Consider the following 19763-nt stretch of genomic DNA (forward strand, 5'->3'; position numbering starts at 1 on the left):
GGCGGTTGGCGGCTGTCGGGAAACGGGGGAGGTGTGGTCGGGGTGGCCAACGGGCCCCGAAGGGGCCAACTACTCATTACCTCGGCCTTCGGCCGGAGCCTTCCACACCTCGGAGCCCAACGCCCGGCCGTGTCGCGGCCGGTCAAGGTCAGCAACGAAAAACGGCAGCGAAGACCCCGGGCTCCCCAGGCCTGCGCGGATCGGGTCGCGTGTCGCGGCCGGTCACGCTTGCCTGCGAACACCAACGGCGACCCGACAGTCCCCCGAGCCCGGTTTCGGCCCCTGTTTCAAAGATGATCTTGCTACCAGAAGCGAAATCAGCGCGCCGATTTCGCTTCTGGTAGCAAGATCATCGGGGATGAGGGGGTTTCGGAAGCAGCGGACAACCCCCAGTCGCGGGTTACGGACCCTCCTGGCCTTCGCAGAGCCAACACCACAGCGCTGAACCCAACCCTTACCGCCGGGTGTCCGATGGCACGCGCGACCGGCCGCGACACGCGGTCCGGTCCGCGCGGGCCTGGGGGAGACTGCCGCCTTCGCCGCCGCTTTTCGTTGCCCGCATTGACCAGCCGCGACACGCGACCCGATCCCCGCAGGGCTGGGGAGGGCTCCGGCCGAAGGCCGAGGTAATGAGTAGTTGCCCCCTTCGGGGCCCGTCTGCCACCCCGCCCCCCTGCCCCCTCGATCTCCCCGAACCCCCGACCCCCTCGATCTCCCCGAACCCGCAGGGCACTGGTGTGCTCCCCGTGTAGGCGGGAACGGGGTCTCCTCCTGCTGGTGGAGCCCGTCTTCAGGAAGTGACATGGCGAAGGGGCGCGACGCCCCCTCCGCGTCGCGCCCCTTGTATGTCGGGTTCTAGGTCTTCGTGCTCGTGGCGATGTGGTTGATCGCCAGCTTGTCGACCAGCTCGGCCAGGGTCTTGGGGACCTCCAGAGGGCCCATGTGTCCCAGGCCGGGGATCACGCGGACTTCTTCGCAGTTCTGGACGAGGTCGCCGATGTGGTGTGCGTGCCACGGGGGAGTGAGTTTGTCTTCGTCGCCGCCGACGACCACGGTGGGCACGGAGATCTCGCGGACCGACTCGTCGAGTTCGAGCTTGGTGATGACGCGGCCCCACTCGCCGCGGGGGATACCGCCGCAGTCGTGTACGAGCTTGGCGCACAGGCGTTTGGTGGCCTTGTCGGTCTTTTTGCCCATGACCAGGAACCTGAAGATCTCGGCGCTGACGGCGTTGGCCGGGCCCAGGGGGAGCGGGGCGGTCAGGAAGATCTTGGCGCCGAGGGTGCCGAGTGAGCCGGGGAGCGGGATGGCGGTGGACCTGCGGGCCAGGTCGGTGCAGCCGGTGTTGGTGAGGAGGACGGCGCCGGCCTTCTCTTTGAAGGTCGCGCGCGAGCTTGCGGCCATGATGGTCATGCCGCCCATGCTGTGCCCCGCGACCAGCGCTTTCTGGCCGTCAGGAACGGTCGCTTCGAGCACCGCGCAGAGGTCGTCGGCGAGCTTGTCGGTGCCGTAACCGGCGCGGGTGATGGGGGTCTGGGTGCGGCCGTGGCCGCGCTGGTCGTACAGGACCACCCGCAGGTTCGGGTCGAGTTCGCGGACGACGGGACCCCAGGAGGCCAGGGAGGTCGCCCAGCAGTGCGCGAACACCACGGTCGGTCCTTCGGCAGGGCCGCGGACCTCGACGTGCAGCTGGGTGCCGTCGGCGGAGCGCACCCTGAGTTCCTGGGCGTGGCCCACGTGTCGTGTCGCCATGGGGGGTTACCTCTCACTCTGGTCACTCGGGAAGGGGAGTCCCCCCAGGACGGCGCGTGACCTGGGGGGACGTTCTGGGGGCCGCGGGGGCGGCCGGGAACTCAGTCGTCGAGTTCGATCTGGGGGACGGCGAAGGGCGGTGTGCCGGATCCGCTGACGGGGTGGCCGCCCCAGAGGTTGGCGCTGTCGAGGACGCCAACCCCTTCGTGGCCGTCCGGGGTGCGCACGATGACGGTGCGCGCTCCGCTCTTGTAGGCCTCGGTGAGGCCGGGGTCGGCCGACAGGCGGCCCTTCCACCGGTAGTCGCCGGTCAGCGGGGAGAAGTGTCCGGCCAGGTGGGCTTTGACCTTGAAGCTCTCCCCGGAGCCGCCGCTCTCCGGGGGATCCTGGAGAACGATGGTGACCGTGCCCCGGTACTCCTCTTCCTCGTCATCGAACCCGCTCATACTGCTTCTCCTTCTCCGGCTCCGACTGTGGTCCCCGGCGTGCTCAGGCCGGGACGGCTTCCTTGTTCTTCCTGGCCGAACGGATGCGGCGCAGGTCGTAGTTGTGCGGGTCGAACCAGCGCGTGCGCAGCGCGAAGTTCCAGGTGAAGGTGGGCCACAGCGTCGTGTTGCGGCCCTCCTCGTTCAGGTACCAGCTGTCACAGCCGCCGGTCACCCACACGGTGCCCTGCATGGACTTGTGCACCATCTCGGTGTAGGCGCGCTGGGCCTCGGGGCGCGGCTCCAGGCGGTCGATCCGGTTCTTGCAGGCGAACTTGAGCGCCTCCATCGTGTACCGGATCTGCGCTTCGATCATGAAGACCTGCGAAGTGTGTCCGAGGCCGGTGTTCGGCCCGGCCAGGACGAACGCGTTGGGGAAGCCGCTGACGGTCGTGCCCCGGAACGCCTGGACGTCGGAGCCCCAGTGCTCGGCCAGCGAGCGGCCCTCGGGGTTGAAGATGCGGTGCGCGATGGGTGGGTCGGTGACCTGGAACCCGGTGCCGAGGATGATCGTGTCCACCTCGTGCTCGGTCTCCCTGCCGGAGGAGTCCCGGGTGACCACGGCGTTTGGGCGGACCTCGACGATGCCCTCGGTGACCACGTCCACGTTGGGCTTGGCCAGCGCGGGGTAGTAGTCGTTGGACATCAGGATGCGCTTGCACCCGGCGCGGAAGGTCGGGGTGAGCTTGCGGCGCAGCTCCGGGTCCTTGACGCTGCGGTTGATATTGGCCCGGCCCAGGCGCTCCACGATCCCCAGCAGCTTGGGGTTCTTCGCGAAACCGAAGATGTAGCTCTCACGGCCCCAGTAGATGCTCTTGCGGGCGATCTGCTGGGCGCCGGGGATGTTCCTGTACAGCCAGTTCTCGGCCTTGGTGATGTCGCGGTCGTGGCGGAACATCACCCAGGGCGCGGTGCGCTGGAACAGCGTCAGCCTGCCCACCTGCGGCTGGATCTTGGGCACGAATTGGATGGCGGAGGCGCCGGTGCCGATCACGGCCACCTTGCGGCCGGTCAGTTCGTGGTCGTGGTCCCACTCGGCGGAGTGGAACAGCTTGCCCTCGAAGGTGCCCAGGCCCTTGATGTCCGGGTAGGTGGGGTCAGCGAGTGGACCGGCGCCGCTGACCAGGAACTGGGCGGTGACGGTGCCGCTGGAGGTCTCGATCCGCCAGCGGTTGCGGTCGGGCTCCCAGCGGGCGGCTTTGACGTCGCTGTCGTAGCGGACGTGCTGGTCGACCCCGTGCTCACCGGCGACCCGCTTCATGTAGTCCCAGATCTCGGGCTGCGGGGAGAAGCTCCGGCTCCAGTTGGGGTTGAGCGCGAAGGAGAACGAGTACAGGTGTGAGGGAACGTCGCAGGCGGCACCCGGGTAGGAGTTGTCGCGCCAGGTCCCGCCGATGCCGTCGGCCCGCTCCAGGATCACGAAGTCCCTGAGCCCGGCCTGCCTGAGGCGGACAGCCATCCCGATTCCGGCGAACCCGGAGCCGATGACGGCGACCCGGTAGTGCGGTACTGCTTCGGTCACGATGCTGTTCCCTTCGTGCGGCCCGGTGCGGCCCTGGACTCCTGCGGATCGGCGGACTCTGCTTGCCGACCCCTGCATACCGACCGGTAAGTATGAGTCCCCCGGGGACGTGGCGCGTTTCGCCCCCGGGGGAGGGGGTGTCGGGAGCTGAGCGCGTGGCGCGTTACGCTCTCAGCCCCCGACGTTTGGGGGACCGCCGTCGGAAGACGTGGCGCGTTTCGCCTTCCGACGACGGCGTTCTGGGGAGAGGTGATCCTCTCGGGGCGGTCTGCGTTCTCGGGGATTCGGGGGTTCTGGGGTGCTGGTTCCAGTCGCTGAGCCCTAGCGGCCGAGCAGACCGGCCTTCTTCCAGAAGTACCTGCCCAGACCCGAGATCGCACCGGCGGTGTCCAGGGTGCCGACGACCTTGCGGGCGGCCCAGGTCTTGGTCTCGACCCAGTGCGGGTTGCCCTTGGCGACCCGGTAGGCTTCCTTGGGGTCGAGCCCGACCTGCTCGTAGACCTTCGGGCTGATCAGGCGGGTCGCGGAGTAGTACGAGACCAGGCCCAGCACGATCCGGCTGTAGGCCTTGTTCAGAGCGCCGCGCTCGGGCCAGTCGCGCTGGAACTCCTCGCGGGCGTAGCGCATGTGGCGCGCTTCCTCGGTCACGTGGATGCGGGCCACGGCGCGCACCAGCGGCAGGATCTGCTCGTCCGGGACGGCCTCGCGCTGGAGCTGGTCCAGGACCTCCTCGACGAACAGCGCGCCCGCGAAGATCAGCGGGCCGTGCGCGATCGCCTTGAAGACGCGGCCGAGGTGGAAGGTGACCGGGTCGAGCCGGTGCGTGTGCCAGCCCAGCTTCTCGACCATCTTCGCGAACATCACCGTGTGGCGGCACTCGTCCGCGATCTCGGTGTACGCGTACTGGACGTGCAGCGAGGTGGGGTCGTTGTGGTAGGCGTGCCGCACCAGCATCTGCATCAGGATCGTCTCGAACCAGATGCCGATGGTGGCGACGCTGGCGACCTCCAGACGGGAGAGCTCCTTGCGTTTCTCGTCGCTGAGCTGGTCCCACAGGTGGGTGCCGTAGATGGAGATGCGCTCGGGGCGGATCGCCCACATGTCCGGGTCGACTGGGGCGTCCCAGTCGATCTCGATGAGGGGGTCGAAGGAGGCCTTGGCGGAGCCGCGCAGGAGGCGCTTGGCGATGTCCTCGCGGTCGGTGACCTTAGGCTTGGCGATTACTTCGGCGGTCATCGGGTTCCTCCTCAGACAGTGCTGATTCAAGAAGTGCTGGCGGCGGGGGCGGGGGCGGCGCTGACGGTCGAGCGGACGGTGGCGCCGGCAGTCGCGCCGGCGGTGGCGCTGGTTTGGGCGTACGGGGAGCCGTGTCGCGCGTGGAGCCCCTGGGCGATCTCCGCCTCCGCGAAGGCGCCGTCCGTGAGGAGCAGACCGAGCTGGAGCGAAACGATCTGTTCGGTGGTGCCGGGGAAGTGCTTGGTCAGGTGGAGGGCCGCGGTACCGAAGGCCGTGCAGGCGACGTCGCGCGGGGCGCGCTTGGCGCCCGCGGCGCGGACCACGGTCATCACGGTGTCGCGCTCGGTCTCGGCGGGGACCAGCCCGTCGAGCGAGGCGCCGGTGGCGCGCGAGCTCTCGTGGATGGGGGTGTCGACGAAGCCCGGGTAGACCGTGGTCACCCCGACGTGCGTGCCGTACTCGGCGCGCAGGCAGTCGGCGTAGGCGGTCACCGCGCGCTTGGAGACGGTGTAGGCGCCGGCCAGCGGCAGCTGGAGGTTGGCCAGCAGCGAGGCGGTGATGATGACGCGGCCCCGGCTCTTGAGCAGAGCGGGCATCGCCGCGGCGGTGACTCGCCAGGTGCCCAGGAGGTTGACCTCCAGCGCCTGGTGGGCGTGGGAGTCGGGCAGGTGGCCGATGTCCACGGACGGGCCGACCCCGGCGTAGTGGATGAGCAGGTCCAGGCGACCGCCGAGCTGCTCGATGGCCTCGGCGACCCCTTCGCGCACCTGAGTGTCGTCGGTGATGTCGCAGGCGATGACACCGGGGGCGGCCTTGCGGTCGATGCCGACGACGTTGACGCCGAGGTGGCGCAGGACCGCCACGGTGGCGCTGCCGAACGCGCCGGAAGCGCCGGTGACGATGGCGTTCTGGCCGGGCAGCCGACTCAGGTGGCGCGGCAAGGGGGTCGTCATGTGATCTCCTCCACAGTCATTGCCGGAACGTTACAACGAGCATTGTCACAATGCAATGGGGTGTCGCCAGAAATTTACTCGCGGGTAAGTTCCGGGTTTCCGGGGTGCTAAGCCGGTCTGACCCACACGGAAGGGGGCCGTGCGTCCGAGCGCACGGCCCCTGGGCTGCTCACCTGCGGCTCTGTGTTTACCGGTGTCTTTGCGGCTGGCGGCTCAATCGATCAGCTGCTCAGCTGCTCAGCTGCTCAGCGGCCGAGCAGGCCCGCCTTCTTCCAGAAGTACCGGCCCAGCCCCGTGATCGCCCCGGCGATGTCCAGGGTCTTCACGACTTTGCGGGAGAGCTCGGTCTTGCTGTCGATGAAGATCGGGTTGCGGTGCGCCACCCGGTAGGCCTCCTTGGGGTCGAGGCCGACCTGCTCGTAGACCTTCGTGTGGATCAGCCGGGTGGCCGAGTAGTACGTGACCAGGCCCAGGACCAGCCGCGAGTAGGCCTTGTCCACGGGGCCGCGCCTGATCCAGTCGCGGTGGAACTCCTCGCGGGCGTAGCGGATGTGCCGGGCCTCCTCGATCACGTGGATGCGGGAGGTGGAGCGCACGACCGGCTCGATGCTGTCGTCGTCGATCATCTCCCGCTGTAGCTGGTCGAGGATCTCCTCGACGAACAGCGCGCCCGCGAAGATCAGCGGGCCGTGCGCGATCGCCTTGAAGAGGTTGCCCAGCACGTGCGCGACCGGGTCGAGGCGGTAGGCCTTGGAGCCCAGCTTCTCGATCGCCTTGGCGAACATGACCGTGTGGCGGCACTCGTCGGCGATCTCGGTGTACGCGTACTGGACATGCAGGGTCGTGGGGTCGTTGTGGTAGGCGTGCCGGACCAGCATCTGCATCAGGATCGTCTCGAACCAGATGCCGGTGGCCATGGTGCTGGCCATTTCCAGGCGGGAGAGCTCCCTGCGCTGGTCTTCGCTGAGCCGGTCCCACAGGTGGGTGCCATAGATGGACACCCGCTCGGGGCGCATGCCCCACTTGTCCTCTAGTGGGGCGTCCCAGTCGATCTCCACGAGGGGATCGAAGGAGGCCTTCGCGGAGCCGCGCAGGAGGCGCTTGGCGATGTCCTCGCGATCGGTGAGTTTCGGTGTCTGCGCGTTTGCCACGGACATGGGGTACCTCCAGGGGGTGTTCCGTGTCGGAGGCGCGCCGAACGGGTGGTTCGAGTGATGTGACCCCGTTCACTCCGATTCTCCTGAACGTTACAATCTTCGTTGACATCGTTCAACGGCACGGAGGGACGGATTTACTGATGAGTACGGCTCTCCGGGGTCTCTAGGCTGGGTTGCATGGCCGAATACCGCATTGACGAACTCGCCCGGCTCGCCGACACGACGGTGCGCAACGTCCGGGTGTACCAGGACCGAGGTCTCCTCGCCCCGCCTCGACGCCAGGGTCGCGTGGGCATCTACTCCGAAGCACATCTGGCGCGCCTGCGGCTGATCGGCCAGCTACTCCGCCGCGGCTACACCTTCGCCAACATCGGTGAGATGTTCCAGGTGTGGGAGCGCGGCGGCGACCTGTCCGAGGTCCTCGGCTTCGAATCCGCGATCGGGGACGCCTGGAGCGACGAGATCGCCGACTACATCAGCCTCGGTGACCTGAGGGAACTGTTCGGCAAGGGGGTGACCCCGAAGACCATAAAGCGTGCGCTCGACCTCGGTGTGCTCGAACGCGACGGTCTGCGCTTCCGGGTGCCCAGCCCGCGCCTGCTGCACGCCGGTGTGGAACTGGTCAAGCTCGGCATGACCGTGGGCTCGGTGCTCGATATAGCCGAGAACCTGCGCGACAAGATCGGTCACGTCTCCGAGCACATGATCCGCCTGGTCTCCGACCACATCATCGCCGAGTACACCGCGGGGAGCGTGCTCCAGCCCGAGGACATCGCGAAGATCGCCGAACTCATCCGCCACGTGCGTCCCCTGGCCCAGCAGGCGGTGGACGCGGTCCTGGCCCAGGAGATGGCCAACCACCTCACCAACATCATGGGCGACCATTTCGCCGACGGGATGGAGACCCTGCGGAGTGAGGGCCTGAGCACCCAGGACGCGGAGGACCCGCACGGCCCCTGAGGCCACAGCAACAGCCACAGCAACAGCAACACAGAGCCGTGCTCCCCGGCACCCGGCTCGCTCTGACCCCCGACAGCTTCGACCCCCGAAGACTTCGACCCTCCGCACAGCGGCCCCCACCGCTCGAACCCGGACAGATCACGGGCCCGGACACCGCTCAGGTGTCCGGGCCCGCGTGCGGCCCGGTTCGGACCGGAACCGGGTCAGATCTTGGGCGTCTCGGCGCCGATCTCGGCCGTCTTCTCCTCGATCTGTTCGGCGATCTCCTCGGCCGTCTCCCCGCCGGGGGGCTCCGTGGAGCTCACCACGGACAGCGGCAGCGACTTCGTGAAGCGCAGCTCGGCGAAGGCACCGGTTGGGACGGCCGGGTTGCGCGGGAAGACCGGCTTGGTACGCCGGTAGTCCTCGCCCTGTGCCGGGCGGGCGTCCTCCTCGCCCTTGTTCGGCCACATCGACATCGCCCGCTCGGCCTGCGCGGTGATGGTCAGGGACGGGTTCACGCCCAGGTTCGCGGTGACCGCCGAACCGTCCACCACATGCAGCCCGGGGTGCCCGTACAGCCGGTGGTAGGGGTCGATCACGCCGCTCTCGGGGCTGTTGCCGATCGGGCAGCCGCCCAGGAAGTGCGCGGTCATCGGGATGTTGAAGATGTCGCCGACGGTGCCGCCCGGGTAGCCGTCGATCCGCTCGGCCAGTCGGGTGGCCGCCTCCTGCCCCTCGGGGATCCAGGTGGGGTTGGGCTCGCCGTGCCCTTGCCGGGAGGTGAGCTTCTTCTTCCCGCCCAGCAGGCCCCGCTTGACCGAGGTGGTCAGCGAGTTGTCCAGGGACTGCATGACCAGCCCGATGATGATCCGCTCGGACCAGCGGCGGTTGGAGAAGCTGCGCATGAACACGTACGGGTGGCGCGCGGCCAGCCCGAGGAAGCGCAGCCAGCGCGGGATCTTCCCGCCGCCCGGCACCTGGATCGCGGTGAGCAGCCCCATCGCGTTGGAGCCCTTGCCGTAGCGGACCGGTTCGATGTGGGTGTTCGCGTTGGGGTGGATGGAGGACGTGATCGCCACGCCCTGGGTGAGGTCCTCGGGTGGCGGCACCTGCTTGCTCATGGCGCCGACCAGGGCCTCGGAGTTGGTCCGGGTCAGGGTGCCCAGCTTTTCGGACAACCGGGGGAGCATCCCGTTGTCCCGCATCCGGTGCAGCAGGGTCTGGGTGTTGTAGGTCCCGGCCGCGACCACGACCTGGCGCGCGGTGAACGTGCGGGCGTTCGACCGGCGCCGCGGCGCGTCCGTGCGCAGGGTGTCCACCGCAAAGCCGCCGCCCTCGGACTTGGGGCGCTCACGCAGCCGCTCGACCGTGGTCAGGGGGTGTACTTCGGCGCCGCCACGCTCCGCGAAGTACAGGTAGTTCTCGGTCAGGGTGTTCTTGGCCCCGTGCCGGCAGCCGGTCATGCACTCGCCGCACTCCTTGCAGGCCTTGCGGTCGGGGCCCGCGCCGCCGAAGTAGGGGTCGCCGACGGACTCGCCGGGGGCCGCCTTGTTGCCTTCGCCGTCCTCCCCGTCGCCGAAGCACACGCCGACGGGGGTGAGGCGGAAGGTGTCACCGACGCCCATGTCCTCGGCGACCGCCTTCAGGTGGACGTCGGAGGGGGTGACGGTGGGGTTGGTGCGCACGCCGAGCATGCGGCGGGCCTGGTCGTAGAAGGGCGACAGCTCCGACTTCCAGTCGGTGATGTGCTGCCACTGCGGGTCATCGAAGAACGCGTCCATCGGGTGGTAGAGCGTGTTCGCGTAGTTGAGGGAGCCGCCGCCGACCCCCGCACCAGCGAGGATCATGACGTCGCGCAGCAGGTGGATGCGCTGGATGCCGTACATCCCGGCCTGCGGGGCCCAGAGGAAGTTCTTCACGTCCCAGGACGAGGACGGGAGCGTCTCGGGTGTGAAACGGCGCCCGGCCTCCAGGACGCCGACGCGGTACCCCTTCTCCGTGAGGCGAAGGGCGCTGACCGACCCGCCGAAGCCGGAGCCGATCACCACCACGTCGTAGTCGAAGGCGTCGTCCGGGGCGGCACCGTTCACGCCGCTGTCATCCGGTTGTGCTCTGCCGTCGGCGGGGTCTTCTATGCGCTGAGGGGACATGGCTTGGGTCTCTCTCCAGGTCGGAAGCGGTTGCCCGTAATGCGCCGGATACGAGTCCGCAACGATGAATGCGCCATCTAGAAATGTGACAACCCATATTGTAATGTTCGTCACTACCGCCGAGTAAGGTGTGTTCCATGTAACACGCGTGGCGTGCTTCGGCGCAAGTTTCGTTCCCCCTCGCCGCTTCCCCCAGCGGCGGAACACTGGAGGTTCACATGCCCAAGGCTCCCGAAGAGGCGCCCGAGGCTACTCAGGACATGCCTGAGCAGCCCGAAGGCAGCGGTGGAACACGCTGGCGCAGATTCGCCCTCGTCGCCGTCCCCGGTTTTGTGGCAGCTGCGGTTCTCGGCGGCATGACCACCCAGGGCCTTCTCGCCGCTTCCTTCGCGGTCTCCGGAGACAGCTTCAAGATGTCCGCGGACTCGCTCGAGGGCAACGGTTTCAGCCAGTACGGCGACGTCGCCAACTCGGTGGACGGCTCCGCCCGCCCCGTCGGCCTGTCCACGATCAACACCGCAGAACTGGACAACCTGTGCATGTCCTCCCTGTGGGATTTGCCCATCGGTGATGCCACTCTCGTCATCAACGCCGGGGCCACCAACCCGGTCCAGGGCAGCAACCTCGTCATCGACATCGAACAGCTCCAGGGCAACGCCGAGTTCAGCGCCATCGAGATCGGCCGTGACGCCAGCACCCTGGACAAGGCGGAGGGCGGTCAGGGCCCCGCGGGTGGTTTCGGACTCCAGTCCGACAGCATCACCGTCTCCGACATGCAGCTGACCACCTGGGCGGTCACCTCCGGTTCCCTGCGCCTGTCCGGACTGAACCTGGCGATCAAGCCCGGTAACCACGAGTGCTTCTGATCCCATGGCCCACGCACTGAACCCGCTTCGCTCGGGATGGGGATGGTTCCGCGACTGGCGACGGACCCGTCCGTTCTGGGGCGGAGTCCTTCTCATCGCGGCCGGCATCGAGTTGCTGGTCGCACCGGCCGCGCAGAGCCTGATCCTGCCGATCGACCTGATCATCTACGCGGGGATCGCCGGGGTGTCCGGTCCGCTCATCGCGTTCCTGTTGATCGTGCTCGGCGTGCTGAGCTGGTTCCAGCCCGCCCAGCACGTGTTCTTCGGCCTGGTCGGGGTCATGCTCGCGCTGGTGTCCTTCGTGACCTCCAACTTCGGTGGGTTCGTCATCGGGATGCTGCTCGGAATCGTCGGCGGGTCTCTCGTGTTCGCGTGGGCACCCGACGCCCGGCGGCGCTCTCGCAAGCGCCGCCGGGCTGCGGCCTCCCCCGAGGACGAGGCGCGCGACGGGGTCGATGACGACACCGACGCCGATGCCGCCGACACGGGCAGCGCTGACGCGGACAGCGACACCAGCAGCACTTCCGCCGGGGACACCCCCGGCACCCGCACCGGCACACGTGCCGAAACCCCCGGTGACCACGGCATCGCGACAGCGGAGACCGAGACCGTCACCGACCCGCAGGGCGGCACCCGGCCCCTGGTCGCGCTCGCCCTGCCACTCGCCGTCGCCGTCGCCGTCGCCTCGGCGCCCGCCCCCAACCTGGGCTGGCCCTGGGACTGGTTCCTCCCCGGGGGCGACGAGGAACAGTCCGAGGAACAGCCCTCCGAGGAACCCTCGGACGAGGCCTCGGAGGAGCCCGGCAGGGGTGACCCCGGAGAGGGTTACCCCGAGGAGCCGGACGACGACGAGGACACCGAGGACGAGACCGACGGCGAGGAGGAGGACGAAGAGGAGGAGCTGGAGGAGGACGAGGACGCCAATCCCGAGGAGTGCCAGCTCAGGATCGGTGACGACGCCGTCACCGAGGACGAGGAAGACTTCCTCGCCGTGGTCCTGGCCTGCCAGGCCGCCCAGGAGGAGGACGAGTACCCGGAGGTCATGGTCGACTCCGACTACGACTGCTTCCGCGGCTCGGTCCGCGACTCCGGCCTCACCGCCGACAGCCTCACCATGTACGGCGCCCGTTACCGGGGTGTGGTGGAGTGCCCGACCGCAGACGGCCCTCAGCGTTACATTCGGCTCACCATGAGCCGCGGCGATATCCGCAACGGCGAACTGTGGTTCGACGACCTCGGTACCCGGCGCAGCCTCGGGCTGCCCACCATGAACCTCACCGGTGACGTGGAGATGCACGTGACACGCATGCACGTGCGGCTGCTGGGCATTCCGCTGACCTTCACGCCGGACTTCCCGCCGCCGCTCCTGCTGCCGATCATGTACGTGACCGGCGTGGAGGTGGACAACCCGATGGCCTCCACCGACTCGATGACCATCCCCAACCTCAACGGTCAGTACGGCGGGACCGCCTAGCTCCCCGACAGACCTCGGGGAACCTCTGCCCCGGAGAACAGCATCAAGAACGGGGGCGCCGCAGCGACGGCGCCCCCGTTTCCCGTTCCCGAAACCGGATCCGAGCCGAACTGGACCGGGTCCCGGCCGGTTGACCGGGACCCGGCTGCTGCGGGCGATTCAGGGACTCACGGGTTCGAACCCGGCCCTCACCTCACCAGTTCTCCGAAATCAGGCGGCTGGGCTGTCCCACATGCGAGACGTACAGCGCGTCCCGGGCCCGGGTGCAGGCCACGAACAGCAGCGTCCGCTCCTGCTGGTAGGCGTGCTCCAGCGCGACCTGGTCGCCCTCGGCCGCCTCGAGCGCGGCCTTGGGCGGCAGGAGGTGGTCGCTCACCCCGACCAGAGCCACGCAGCGGAACTCCTGCCCCTTCATCCGGTGCATCGTGCCGACCCGCACCGCCGCGGTGTCGCCGGCGCCCTCCAACGGGGTGGTCAGTACGCCGCGGGCCGCCAACTCCTTGGTGACCCCGCGCACCACCCACTGGTTGCGCCCGGCCACCGCGATCTCGCTCGGGTTCACCCCGGCCTCCAGCCACACCCGGACCCACTCGCCCAGCGCGGTGAGCTCCTCGGTCCGGCTCTCACAGCCGCGCACCACCGGTGCGGGTCCGCGCAGCAGCGAACGGTAACCGGCCAGGGTGTCGGCGTCGTCATCCATCCCCAGGGCGGCCCGGCGGCCCAGGATCGGCATGCTCCAGTCCAGGATCTCCTGGGTCACCCGGTAGCTGACCCGCAGTCGGTGGCCGCGGCCGCGCACGTTGATGCCGAGCGAGGCCAGCGAGACCCGGTTGTCGGACACCCGCTGGTGCGGGTCGCCCACGATGAACAGGTCGTCGGGGCCCTCCGGGACCGTGGCGCGCAGCATCCGCCACTGCGCCGGGTGCAGGTCCTGGGCCTCGTCCACCACCACGTGCCGGAACAGCGGGCCGGACCGGCCCAGTACCCGGGCGGCCTCACCGGCCAGCTGCGGGTAGGACCACAGTCCTTCCACCCGCATCGCGCCCACGTAGCGCCGCACCGTCTCCCACACCTGCCGCCGGTGCTCGGGCGCCAGGTGCTGGACGCGGCCGCTGCGCTCGCAGCGGATGTAGTCGGGTAGCAGCTCCAGACCCTTGGCCAGGATCACCTGCTCCCACTCGTCCACCAGGAAGCGGCCGGAGAAGGGCAGGCCGTCGGCGAGGGCGACCGCGCGCCAGCGTTGGGCCAGCTCGTCCTTACCGGCCATCCGTGGGGCTGTGCTGGTGTGCGTCTGCACGATGGAGCGGGCCAGGCTGTCGATGGTGGCCACCTTGACCCTGGAGCGGGTGCCGGGGTCGGGCAGCAGCTGGTCCAGACGGTCGGCCAGGGACTGGGCCAGGGCGCGGTTGTAGGTGGTGAGCAGGACGGACTCTCGGGTGTCCCCGGGGTGCGCGGCGGCATCCAGTTCGGCCAGGTGCGCGGCGCGGTACAGGGCCATCACCGTCTTGCCGGTGCCCGGGCCGCCGGTGATCTGTGCCGAACCGTTGAAGTGCGCCTCGGTGATCCGGTGCTGGTCCGGGTGCAGGGTGATCTGCCACTGGGCGAAGGGCGAGCTGAGCGCTCCGGCGAGCTCGGGCGGGCCGATCGGGGTGAGGTCGACGGGGTCGATCCCGGCCTCGACGAGGGTGTCGGGCAGGGCTTCGGGGCGCAGGCTGCGGGCGTAGCGCAGGGCCTCGTCGCGCGGGCGCACGGTGAGCAGCCGGTAGGGCGGGTCATGCGCCTCGTCCTGCCCGGCGTCCTCGGTGCCGGGCTCGACGTCGGGGTCGGGGACGATGACGCCGGACCAGTCGGGGGCGATGCTGACGACCCGGACCCGGGGGTCGGCGGCGCCCGCGACGGACTCCAGTCCGGGCTGGTCACCGGCCTGGTAGGCGCGCATCACGGCCAGGGTGTTGAGCTGGACGTCGGGCGTGAGGCGGGTGAAGTCGCTGAGAAACGTCGGGGCGATCGCGAGGGCGGACACGTCGTGGATTCCTCCGGTCTTCGACCTGATGGCGGCTCTTTCGGACGGTCGGAGCGGATGGTGTCTGGCGAGGGTGGAGCCGGCGGGTGGCTCCGCTCTCACTGGAAAGATGCTCGCCGGGGAATTTGGGCAAACGCCGCTTGGAGGGCGATTCTCGGCGATCGCGCGGATCGCCTTGAGGATGGCATTTTCGCAGTTCAAAGGATGCTTTGCGGAAGGGTGTTCGAGAGTCTCGCGAAGATTTTCGACGGCACCCGCGGAGGGGGATCGTGACCTGCGGTTCTCCAGTCGCGGCCTATGTCCAAAATGCGGGTTATAGTGCTGGCCGAAACTCGCGTCTCGGGGCAGCGCCGTCCTGTTTCTCCTGGGGGAGTTGGGAGAGGGGAGGGCGTCCTGGCCTGCGGGGTGCGGGTGGCCGAAATTCGAGAGTGGGACTGAGGTGGCAGGGGTCCGGAAACATGAGGGAATCCCGGGTCTGGTTTCACAGTCTGGCCGGTTTCGGACACGCTCTGTGCAGGAAGGTGTGCGGTGCGACATTGTGTAGCCACCCGGGGGAGGCACGACGCGTGGTTCAGGACTCTGCCGGGGTCCGTCCTACCCCGGCAGAGTCCTCAACCACGTCCTCAACCACCCTAGAGAAGCGGTACCCAGTCCCCGTGCTCTCCAAAGCGGTGAGGCGCGGGCAAACCGCGGCGGTCCAGGGCGGGGCCGCGCGAGGTGTGAACCCAGGGGCCCCTGAGGCTCGGAACGCATCCTCTTCGCCGGGTACGACAAACGGGCTCTCTCCGCCGTCGGCGCCGCGAACTCGGGAATCCCCGAACCGGCCCCATGCCCTAACGTTGGTGGTGACCAAAACAGGCGGAAGGAGCGGGACGAGCACGTGGCCCCCGACGACATGAACCACATGCGCATCTCGGACACCGAGCGCGACCAGGTAGCCGAGATCCTCCGCGAGGCCGCGGGTGAGGGCCGACTGGACCTCGAAGAACTCGACGAGCGCCTCAGCGCGGTCTACGCCGCCAAGACCTACGCCGATCTGCGGCCCGTCGTGGCCGACCTGCCCGCCGGGGCGGCCGGGTTCGGCGGTCCCGCACCCACCGGAGCAGCCCCGACCGGCGGCGGCCGGGGACTCTCGCCCACGGGCCGTCAACCCCTCGTGGGTGGCCAGCCCCTGGTCCTCAAGGCGCACGGTTACCCCGTCGTGCGCAAGGGCGAGTGGACTGTGCCCCACCGGGTCGAGGTCGATGCCCACTTCAGCACCGCCAGACTCGACTTCCGCGAGGCGCGCCTGACCACCCCGGTCATCGAAGTGTGGCTGGACTCCTCCTGGGGGTCGGCGGACCTGATCCTGCCCGAGGGGGCCACCGCCGAGATCAACATGGACGCCTCGTGGTTCGGCAGCATCCGCTCGGACATCGACTCCATCCCGCGCCACGGCACCCCGCACTTCGTCATCTCCGGCAAGAGCCAGGGCGGCACGCTCAGGGTCCGTTACAAGAAGTCCGGCGGCTGGAGTGACCTCTTCGGGTGACCTCCTGCTCCCGGGGCGGCTGCTCTGGCGGAGGCGGGATCCGTTCGGCTGGCGCACACGGGGCACCCGCGTGCGATTCCGTGGGCTCTACGGTTCTCAGGACGCCGTCCCGCGCCTCGAACCCGCGCCTCGAACCCGCGCCTCGAACCCGCGTGGGGAACTCACCGACGAGGACTCCTGACCCGAGACCGGCGCAACACCGTGGGCGGTCGGCGCCTGCGCTGACACGGCCTGAGGTGTTCGGGCCGTGTGAGCCGGTCGCGTTATCGCCTGGCTGGTGGCGGTGTACCGGATACTGCCGACACGGTCAGCCCTTGAGCCCCGTTGAGGCCACACTGCGCACGAACCAGCGTTGGAAGACCAGGAACACGACGAGCATGGGCAGCACCATCATCACCCCGAAGGCCATGATGTCCCCCCACTGGAACGGCGGCTGCCCCTGGTAGACGCTGATCGCCAGTGGAAGCGGCCGCACAGCGGGATCGCTGACCATGAGCACCGGCCACAAGAACATGCCCCACTGGGTGAGGAAGGACAGGATGGCGACGGTGGCGAAAACGGGTTTGCTCATGGGGACGATGATTTGCACGAAGATCCTTAGGGGGCCGGCGCCGTCCATTCGCCCGGCCTCCTCGATCTCTTTCGGGAGCTTCAGGAAGAAGGAGTAGAAGAGGAAGATGGAGAAGGCGTTGGCGATCAGCGGTACCGATTGCACCGCCAGGGTGTTCCGGAAGTCGTTGAGCAGGTAGAAGAGCGGTACCGCGATCGCCTCGAAGGGGAGTACCACCAGGGCCAGGACCAGGATGAGGACGGCATCGCGCCCCCGCCAGCGAAGCCGGGCCAGGGCGTATGCGGCCAGGGAGTTCACGACCAGGCCTCCCAGGACGACGACGCTGGTCACGATCAGCGACGTGCCCAGGAAGTTCAGGAAGTACCCGGTGCTCGGATTGTTGAACGTGGCGAAGACGCCGGCGTAGTTGTCCAGGGACAAGTCGCTCGGGACAAAGACCGAGAATCCGCCGAGAACCTGGTCATCGGGCTTGAGGCTGCCGACGAACATGTACAGGATCGGTGAGGCGAAGAGCAGCGTTACCGTGCTCATCAGGAGGTAGTCGAGTCCGCGCCGCACGAGCGGGTGGAGCCGCCGCATCGGCTTGCGGCGCGGTGCCGCGGCACGTTCGGGCACGGCCGGTCGGGTGGCGAGCACGGTCATGAGATCTCCCGTTCCTGGGCGACGATGCGGCGCTGCAGCAGGGTGACGGCGAGGACCACCACGAACAGCACGACGGTCATGGCCGCCGCGCGACTGACGTTGCTCTCTGCGAAGGCCGTGGTCACCGCGAGGTGCATCACCGTGCTGGTGGCTCCGTCGGGGCCACCGCGGGTCAGGATGTACACCTGGTCGAACAGGCGGAAGGACAGGATCGTGGTGACCAGGGCGACGAAGACGAGTGTGTTGCGCAGCCCCGGCAGGGTGACCGCCCACAACCTTTGCCAGCGGCCCGCTCCGTCGACTTCCGCGGCCTCGTAGAGCTGTCGGGGGATGCCTTGCAGGCCTGCGAGGATGATGACCATCTGGAAACCGACCCCCTGCCATAGGGACAGCAGCATGATCGACGGCATGGCGGTGCCCGCCGCTCCGAGCCAGTCGTGCGGGGAGAACATGCCGAAGGTCGCGAACCCGAGCACGGAGTTGAGCAGGCCTCCTTGGCTGGGGTCGAAAATGAGCCGCCAGACCGTCGCGATCAATGCCATCGGGAAGACGACCGGCATGAAGAAGAACGTCCGGAACACCGGCATGCCGCGCAGCGGACGGTTGAGCAGGAGTGCGAGCGCCAGGGCGACTGTCGTCTGCAGGGGAACGATGACCGCCGCGAACAGAACGTTGTTGCCCAGCGCTCGGTAGAAGTCGCCGCTGAACTCCGGTGAGACGAGGATGCGCCGGTACTGTTCCAGGGCGAAGAAGTCGGGCTGCCGGAAGGAGTCGAGGCGCACGTTGAACAGTGACAGCCCGATGGCCATGGCGAAGGGCAGCGCCACGAACAGGCCCAGCCCGGCGACGGCGGGCAGGGCCATCAGCGGCCCCGTCCACCCTTCGCCGCGTGCCTTCGGGCGTGTCCGGGGAGCACCCGGCGGAGCGAGAGCGTTCATGGAGGATCCTTAGCGTCGCAGGAATACGCGGGGCCGGGCACCGCACCGGAACCGCGCTCTGTGGCGGGCGCGGCCCGGGTAGAAGGTGCGGCGTCCGGCCGTTGTGGGCCGGGCCGACTACGAGATGGTGAAGGAGTCGTTGTCGGCGAAGTCGGTGTCGATCGCGGTGACCGCGTGGTCGAGTGCTCGGGCGACGTCGCCTCCGTCCCAGATGGTGGTGAAGGCGTCGGCGAACTGGCGTGTGATGACCGGGTATCCGGCGGTCACCGGCCGGGGCACGGACACGCAGTCGGTGTCGACCGGCCCCGCGCCGCACGTCCGCGCCAGCTGGGTGGCGAAGAGTTCCAGGTCTCCGCCCGGACCGTACAGGTCACTCGCCTCGACGGCGGACTTCGTGCCGGGAGGCGCGCCGTTGGCCGCGGTCAGGGCGGCGACCTGTTCGTCCGCCATCAGGAAATCGATGAACGAGCCAGCGGCGGAGCCGTTTTCTGAGGTGCCGGAGACCCCCCACGCCCAGGAGCCCTGACCGGTCTTGACGCCGTTGCCGAAGTCGGGGAGGGGGAGCACGACGAGACCCCTGCCCAGGGCCTCGGAGTAGTTGGGATACTCCCAGTGCCCGACGAGGGACAGCGCGACATCTCCGGAGACGAAGGCGTTGTCGTCGGTGTTGGCGTCGGTGTAGGCGGCCCACTCTTGGACCAGGCTCAGCGCCTCGACGACGGCGGGGCCGTTCAGCGCGCCGTCCGCGCTGTCCCTCTCGATCAGCGAGCCGCCGGCGGACCAGACCACGGGCGAGAACGCGTAGGTCGTCCACTCGCTGCCGGAGCCGAAACCGTAGTTCTGCTTGACGTCCAGGACACGGCCGTCCCCGTCCTCGGCGGCCAGGTCCGCCAGCGCGTTGGTGAACTCCTCCGCGGTCCAGGCGTCCTCCAACCCTTCGGGGTAGCTGATACCAGCCGCGTCGAGGAGGGCTGCGTTGCCGTAGACACCGAGTCCCGAGTCGAACATTCCCAAGCCGTAGAGGGACCCGTCGAGCGTGCCCTGGGAGAGGATCGATTCGGTGGCGTTGGTGACGACCTCCTCGGACACGAAGTCGTCGATCGGGGAGAGCTTGCCGTTGTAGACCAGGCTGGCCATGGTGGGGCCGTCGAATTCGAGTACGTCGGGCAGCTCTTCGGGGCTCGTCGTGGCGATCGTGGTCGCGTAGTCGGCCTCGGGGATGAAAGTGAGCTCCACGGTGACGCCGGGGTGGGCGGAGCCGAAGGCGTCGACGGCGTTCTGGAGGGCGGCGACCTCCCGATCCTGGCCCTGGTGTGCCCAGACCGTGATGATGCCCTCGCCGTCTCCGGGTCCGGCTGCCCCTCCACCGGTGCCGCATCCGGCCATGACGAGGACCGGGGCCGCCAGCGCGGCCACGGCGCGCAGGGCACCACGTGGTTCGGTTCGCTTGGATCGCACGTTCATCTCCTCCTAGGCGGGCACCCGGCGTGTCGGCCGTGTTCGGCGACGGTGCCGCCTCAG

General features: G+C 68.7%; 15 protein-coding genes. 4 read left to right on the top strand and 11 right to left on the bottom strand.

The genetic code is table 11. The annotated features are described in order from the left end of the window. Positions 1–855: 855 nt before the first annotated feature. The 6 genes from D457_RS0117250 to D457_RS0117275 form a co-directional block, all read right to left on the bottom strand. The gene (locus tag D457_RS0117250; RefSeq protein WP_017581927.1) at positions 856–1752 is read right to left on the bottom strand and encodes an alpha/beta fold hydrolase; all 897 of its coding nucleotides are present in this window, start codon (positions 1750–1752) and stop codon (positions 856–858) included. A 101-nt stretch (positions 1753–1853) separates the two neighbouring features. Then, positions 1854–2198 carry a DUF4873 domain-containing protein gene (locus D457_RS0117255; protein WP_017581928.1) on the bottom strand — a complete coding sequence of 115 codons (345 nt, stop codon included), beginning with the start codon at positions 2196–2198 and terminating at the stop codon, positions 1854–1856. 43 nt (positions 2199–2241) lie between these two features. Next, a complete protein-coding gene (locus D457_RS0117260) occupies positions 2242–3759 on the bottom strand; it encodes a flavin-containing monooxygenase (protein ID WP_017581929.1) in 1518 nt (505 codons plus the stop codon). 321 nt (positions 3760–4080) lie between these two features. Then, complete coding sequence (locus tag D457_RS0117265) at positions 4081–4995, bottom strand: AurF N-oxygenase family protein (RefSeq protein ID WP_017581930.1); 915 nt, start codon at positions 4993–4995, stop codon at positions 4081–4083. Positions 4996–5021: 26 nt separating this feature from the next. Beyond that, a complete protein-coding gene (locus tag D457_RS0117270; RefSeq protein ID WP_017581931.1) occupies positions 5022–5948 on the bottom strand; it encodes an SDR family NAD(P)-dependent oxidoreductase in 927 nt (308 codons plus the stop codon). A gap of 245 nt (positions 5949–6193) precedes the next feature. Further along, positions 6194–7105 carry an AurF N-oxygenase family protein gene (locus D457_RS0117275; protein ID WP_017581932.1) on the bottom strand — a complete coding sequence of 304 codons (912 nt, stop codon included), beginning with the start codon at positions 7103–7105 and terminating at the stop codon, positions 6194–6196. A gap of 177 nt (positions 7106–7282) precedes the next feature. On the opposite strand from D457_RS0117275, the gene D457_RS0117280 reads away from it, so the two are divergent. Continuing rightward, complete coding sequence (locus D457_RS0117280) at positions 7283–8065, top strand: MerR family transcriptional regulator (protein ID WP_017581933.1); 783 nt, start codon at positions 7283–7285, stop codon at positions 8063–8065. Between the two features lie 203 nt (positions 8066–8268). On the opposite strand, the gene D457_RS0117285 is transcribed toward D457_RS0117280, so the two are convergent. Continuing rightward, positions 8269–10197, bottom strand: coding sequence for a GMC oxidoreductase (locus tag D457_RS0117285; RefSeq protein WP_051072955.1), 1929 nt, complete (start codon positions 10195–10197; stop codon positions 8269–8271). A 218-nt stretch (positions 10198–10415) separates the two neighbouring features. Between D457_RS0117285 and D457_RS0117290 the strand changes: the two genes are divergently transcribed. Together D457_RS0117290 and D457_RS0117295 are read left to right on the top strand one after the other, a co-directional pair. Beyond that, entirely contained in the window at positions 10416–11063 is a 648-nt protein-coding gene (locus D457_RS0117290; RefSeq protein ID WP_017581935.1) for a DUF6230 family protein, read from the top strand. Positions 11064–11067: 4 nt separating this feature from the next. Next, the gene (locus tag D457_RS0117295; protein WP_017581936.1) at positions 11068–12537 is read left to right on the top strand and encodes a DUF6114 domain-containing protein; all 1470 of its coding nucleotides are present in this window, start codon (positions 11068–11070) and stop codon (positions 12535–12537) included. 193 nt (positions 12538–12730) lie between these two features. On the opposite strand, the gene D457_RS0117300 is transcribed toward D457_RS0117295, so the two are convergent. Continuing rightward, positions 12731–14560: a UvrD-helicase domain-containing protein gene (locus D457_RS0117300; protein ID WP_017581937.1), complete on the bottom strand. Its 1830-nt coding sequence runs from the start codon at positions 14558–14560 to the stop codon at positions 12731–12733. An 880-nt stretch (positions 14561–15440) separates the two neighbouring features. On the opposite strand from D457_RS0117300, the gene D457_RS0117305 reads away from it, so the two are divergent. Next, a complete protein-coding gene (locus D457_RS0117305) occupies positions 15441–16091 on the top strand; it encodes a DUF1707 SHOCT-like domain-containing protein (protein ID WP_017581938.1) in 651 nt (216 codons plus the stop codon). 307 nt (positions 16092–16398) lie between these two features. Here the strand turns inward: D457_RS0117305 and D457_RS0117310 are convergent, their stop codons facing one another. The 3 genes from D457_RS0117310 to D457_RS0117320 all read right to left on the bottom strand — a co-directional run bounded on the left by D457_RS0117310 (position 16399) and on the right by D457_RS0117320 (position 19706). Further along, positions 16399–17304 (bottom strand): carbohydrate ABC transporter permease, encoded by a 906-nt coding sequence (locus tag D457_RS0117310; RefSeq protein WP_017581939.1) that lies wholly within the window; start codon positions 17302–17304, stop codon positions 16399–16401. After that, on the bottom strand, positions 17301–18242 hold the full coding sequence (locus D457_RS0117315; RefSeq protein WP_152514265.1) for a carbohydrate ABC transporter permease: 942 nt from the start codon (positions 18240–18242) through the stop codon (positions 17301–17303). Before D457_RS0117315 ends, D457_RS0117310 begins: the two co-directional genes overlap by 4 nt. Positions 18243–18359: 117 nt before the next feature. After that, a complete protein-coding gene (locus D457_RS0117320) occupies positions 18360–19706 on the bottom strand; it encodes an ABC transporter substrate-binding protein (protein WP_017581941.1) in 1347 nt (448 codons plus the stop codon). Positions 19707–19763 lie beyond the last annotated feature (57 nt).

Source organism: Nocardiopsis valliformis DSM 45023, from assembly GCF_000340985.1.
Classification (GTDB): domain Bacteria; phylum Actinomycetota; class Actinomycetes; order Streptosporangiales; family Streptosporangiaceae; genus Nocardiopsis; species Nocardiopsis exhalans.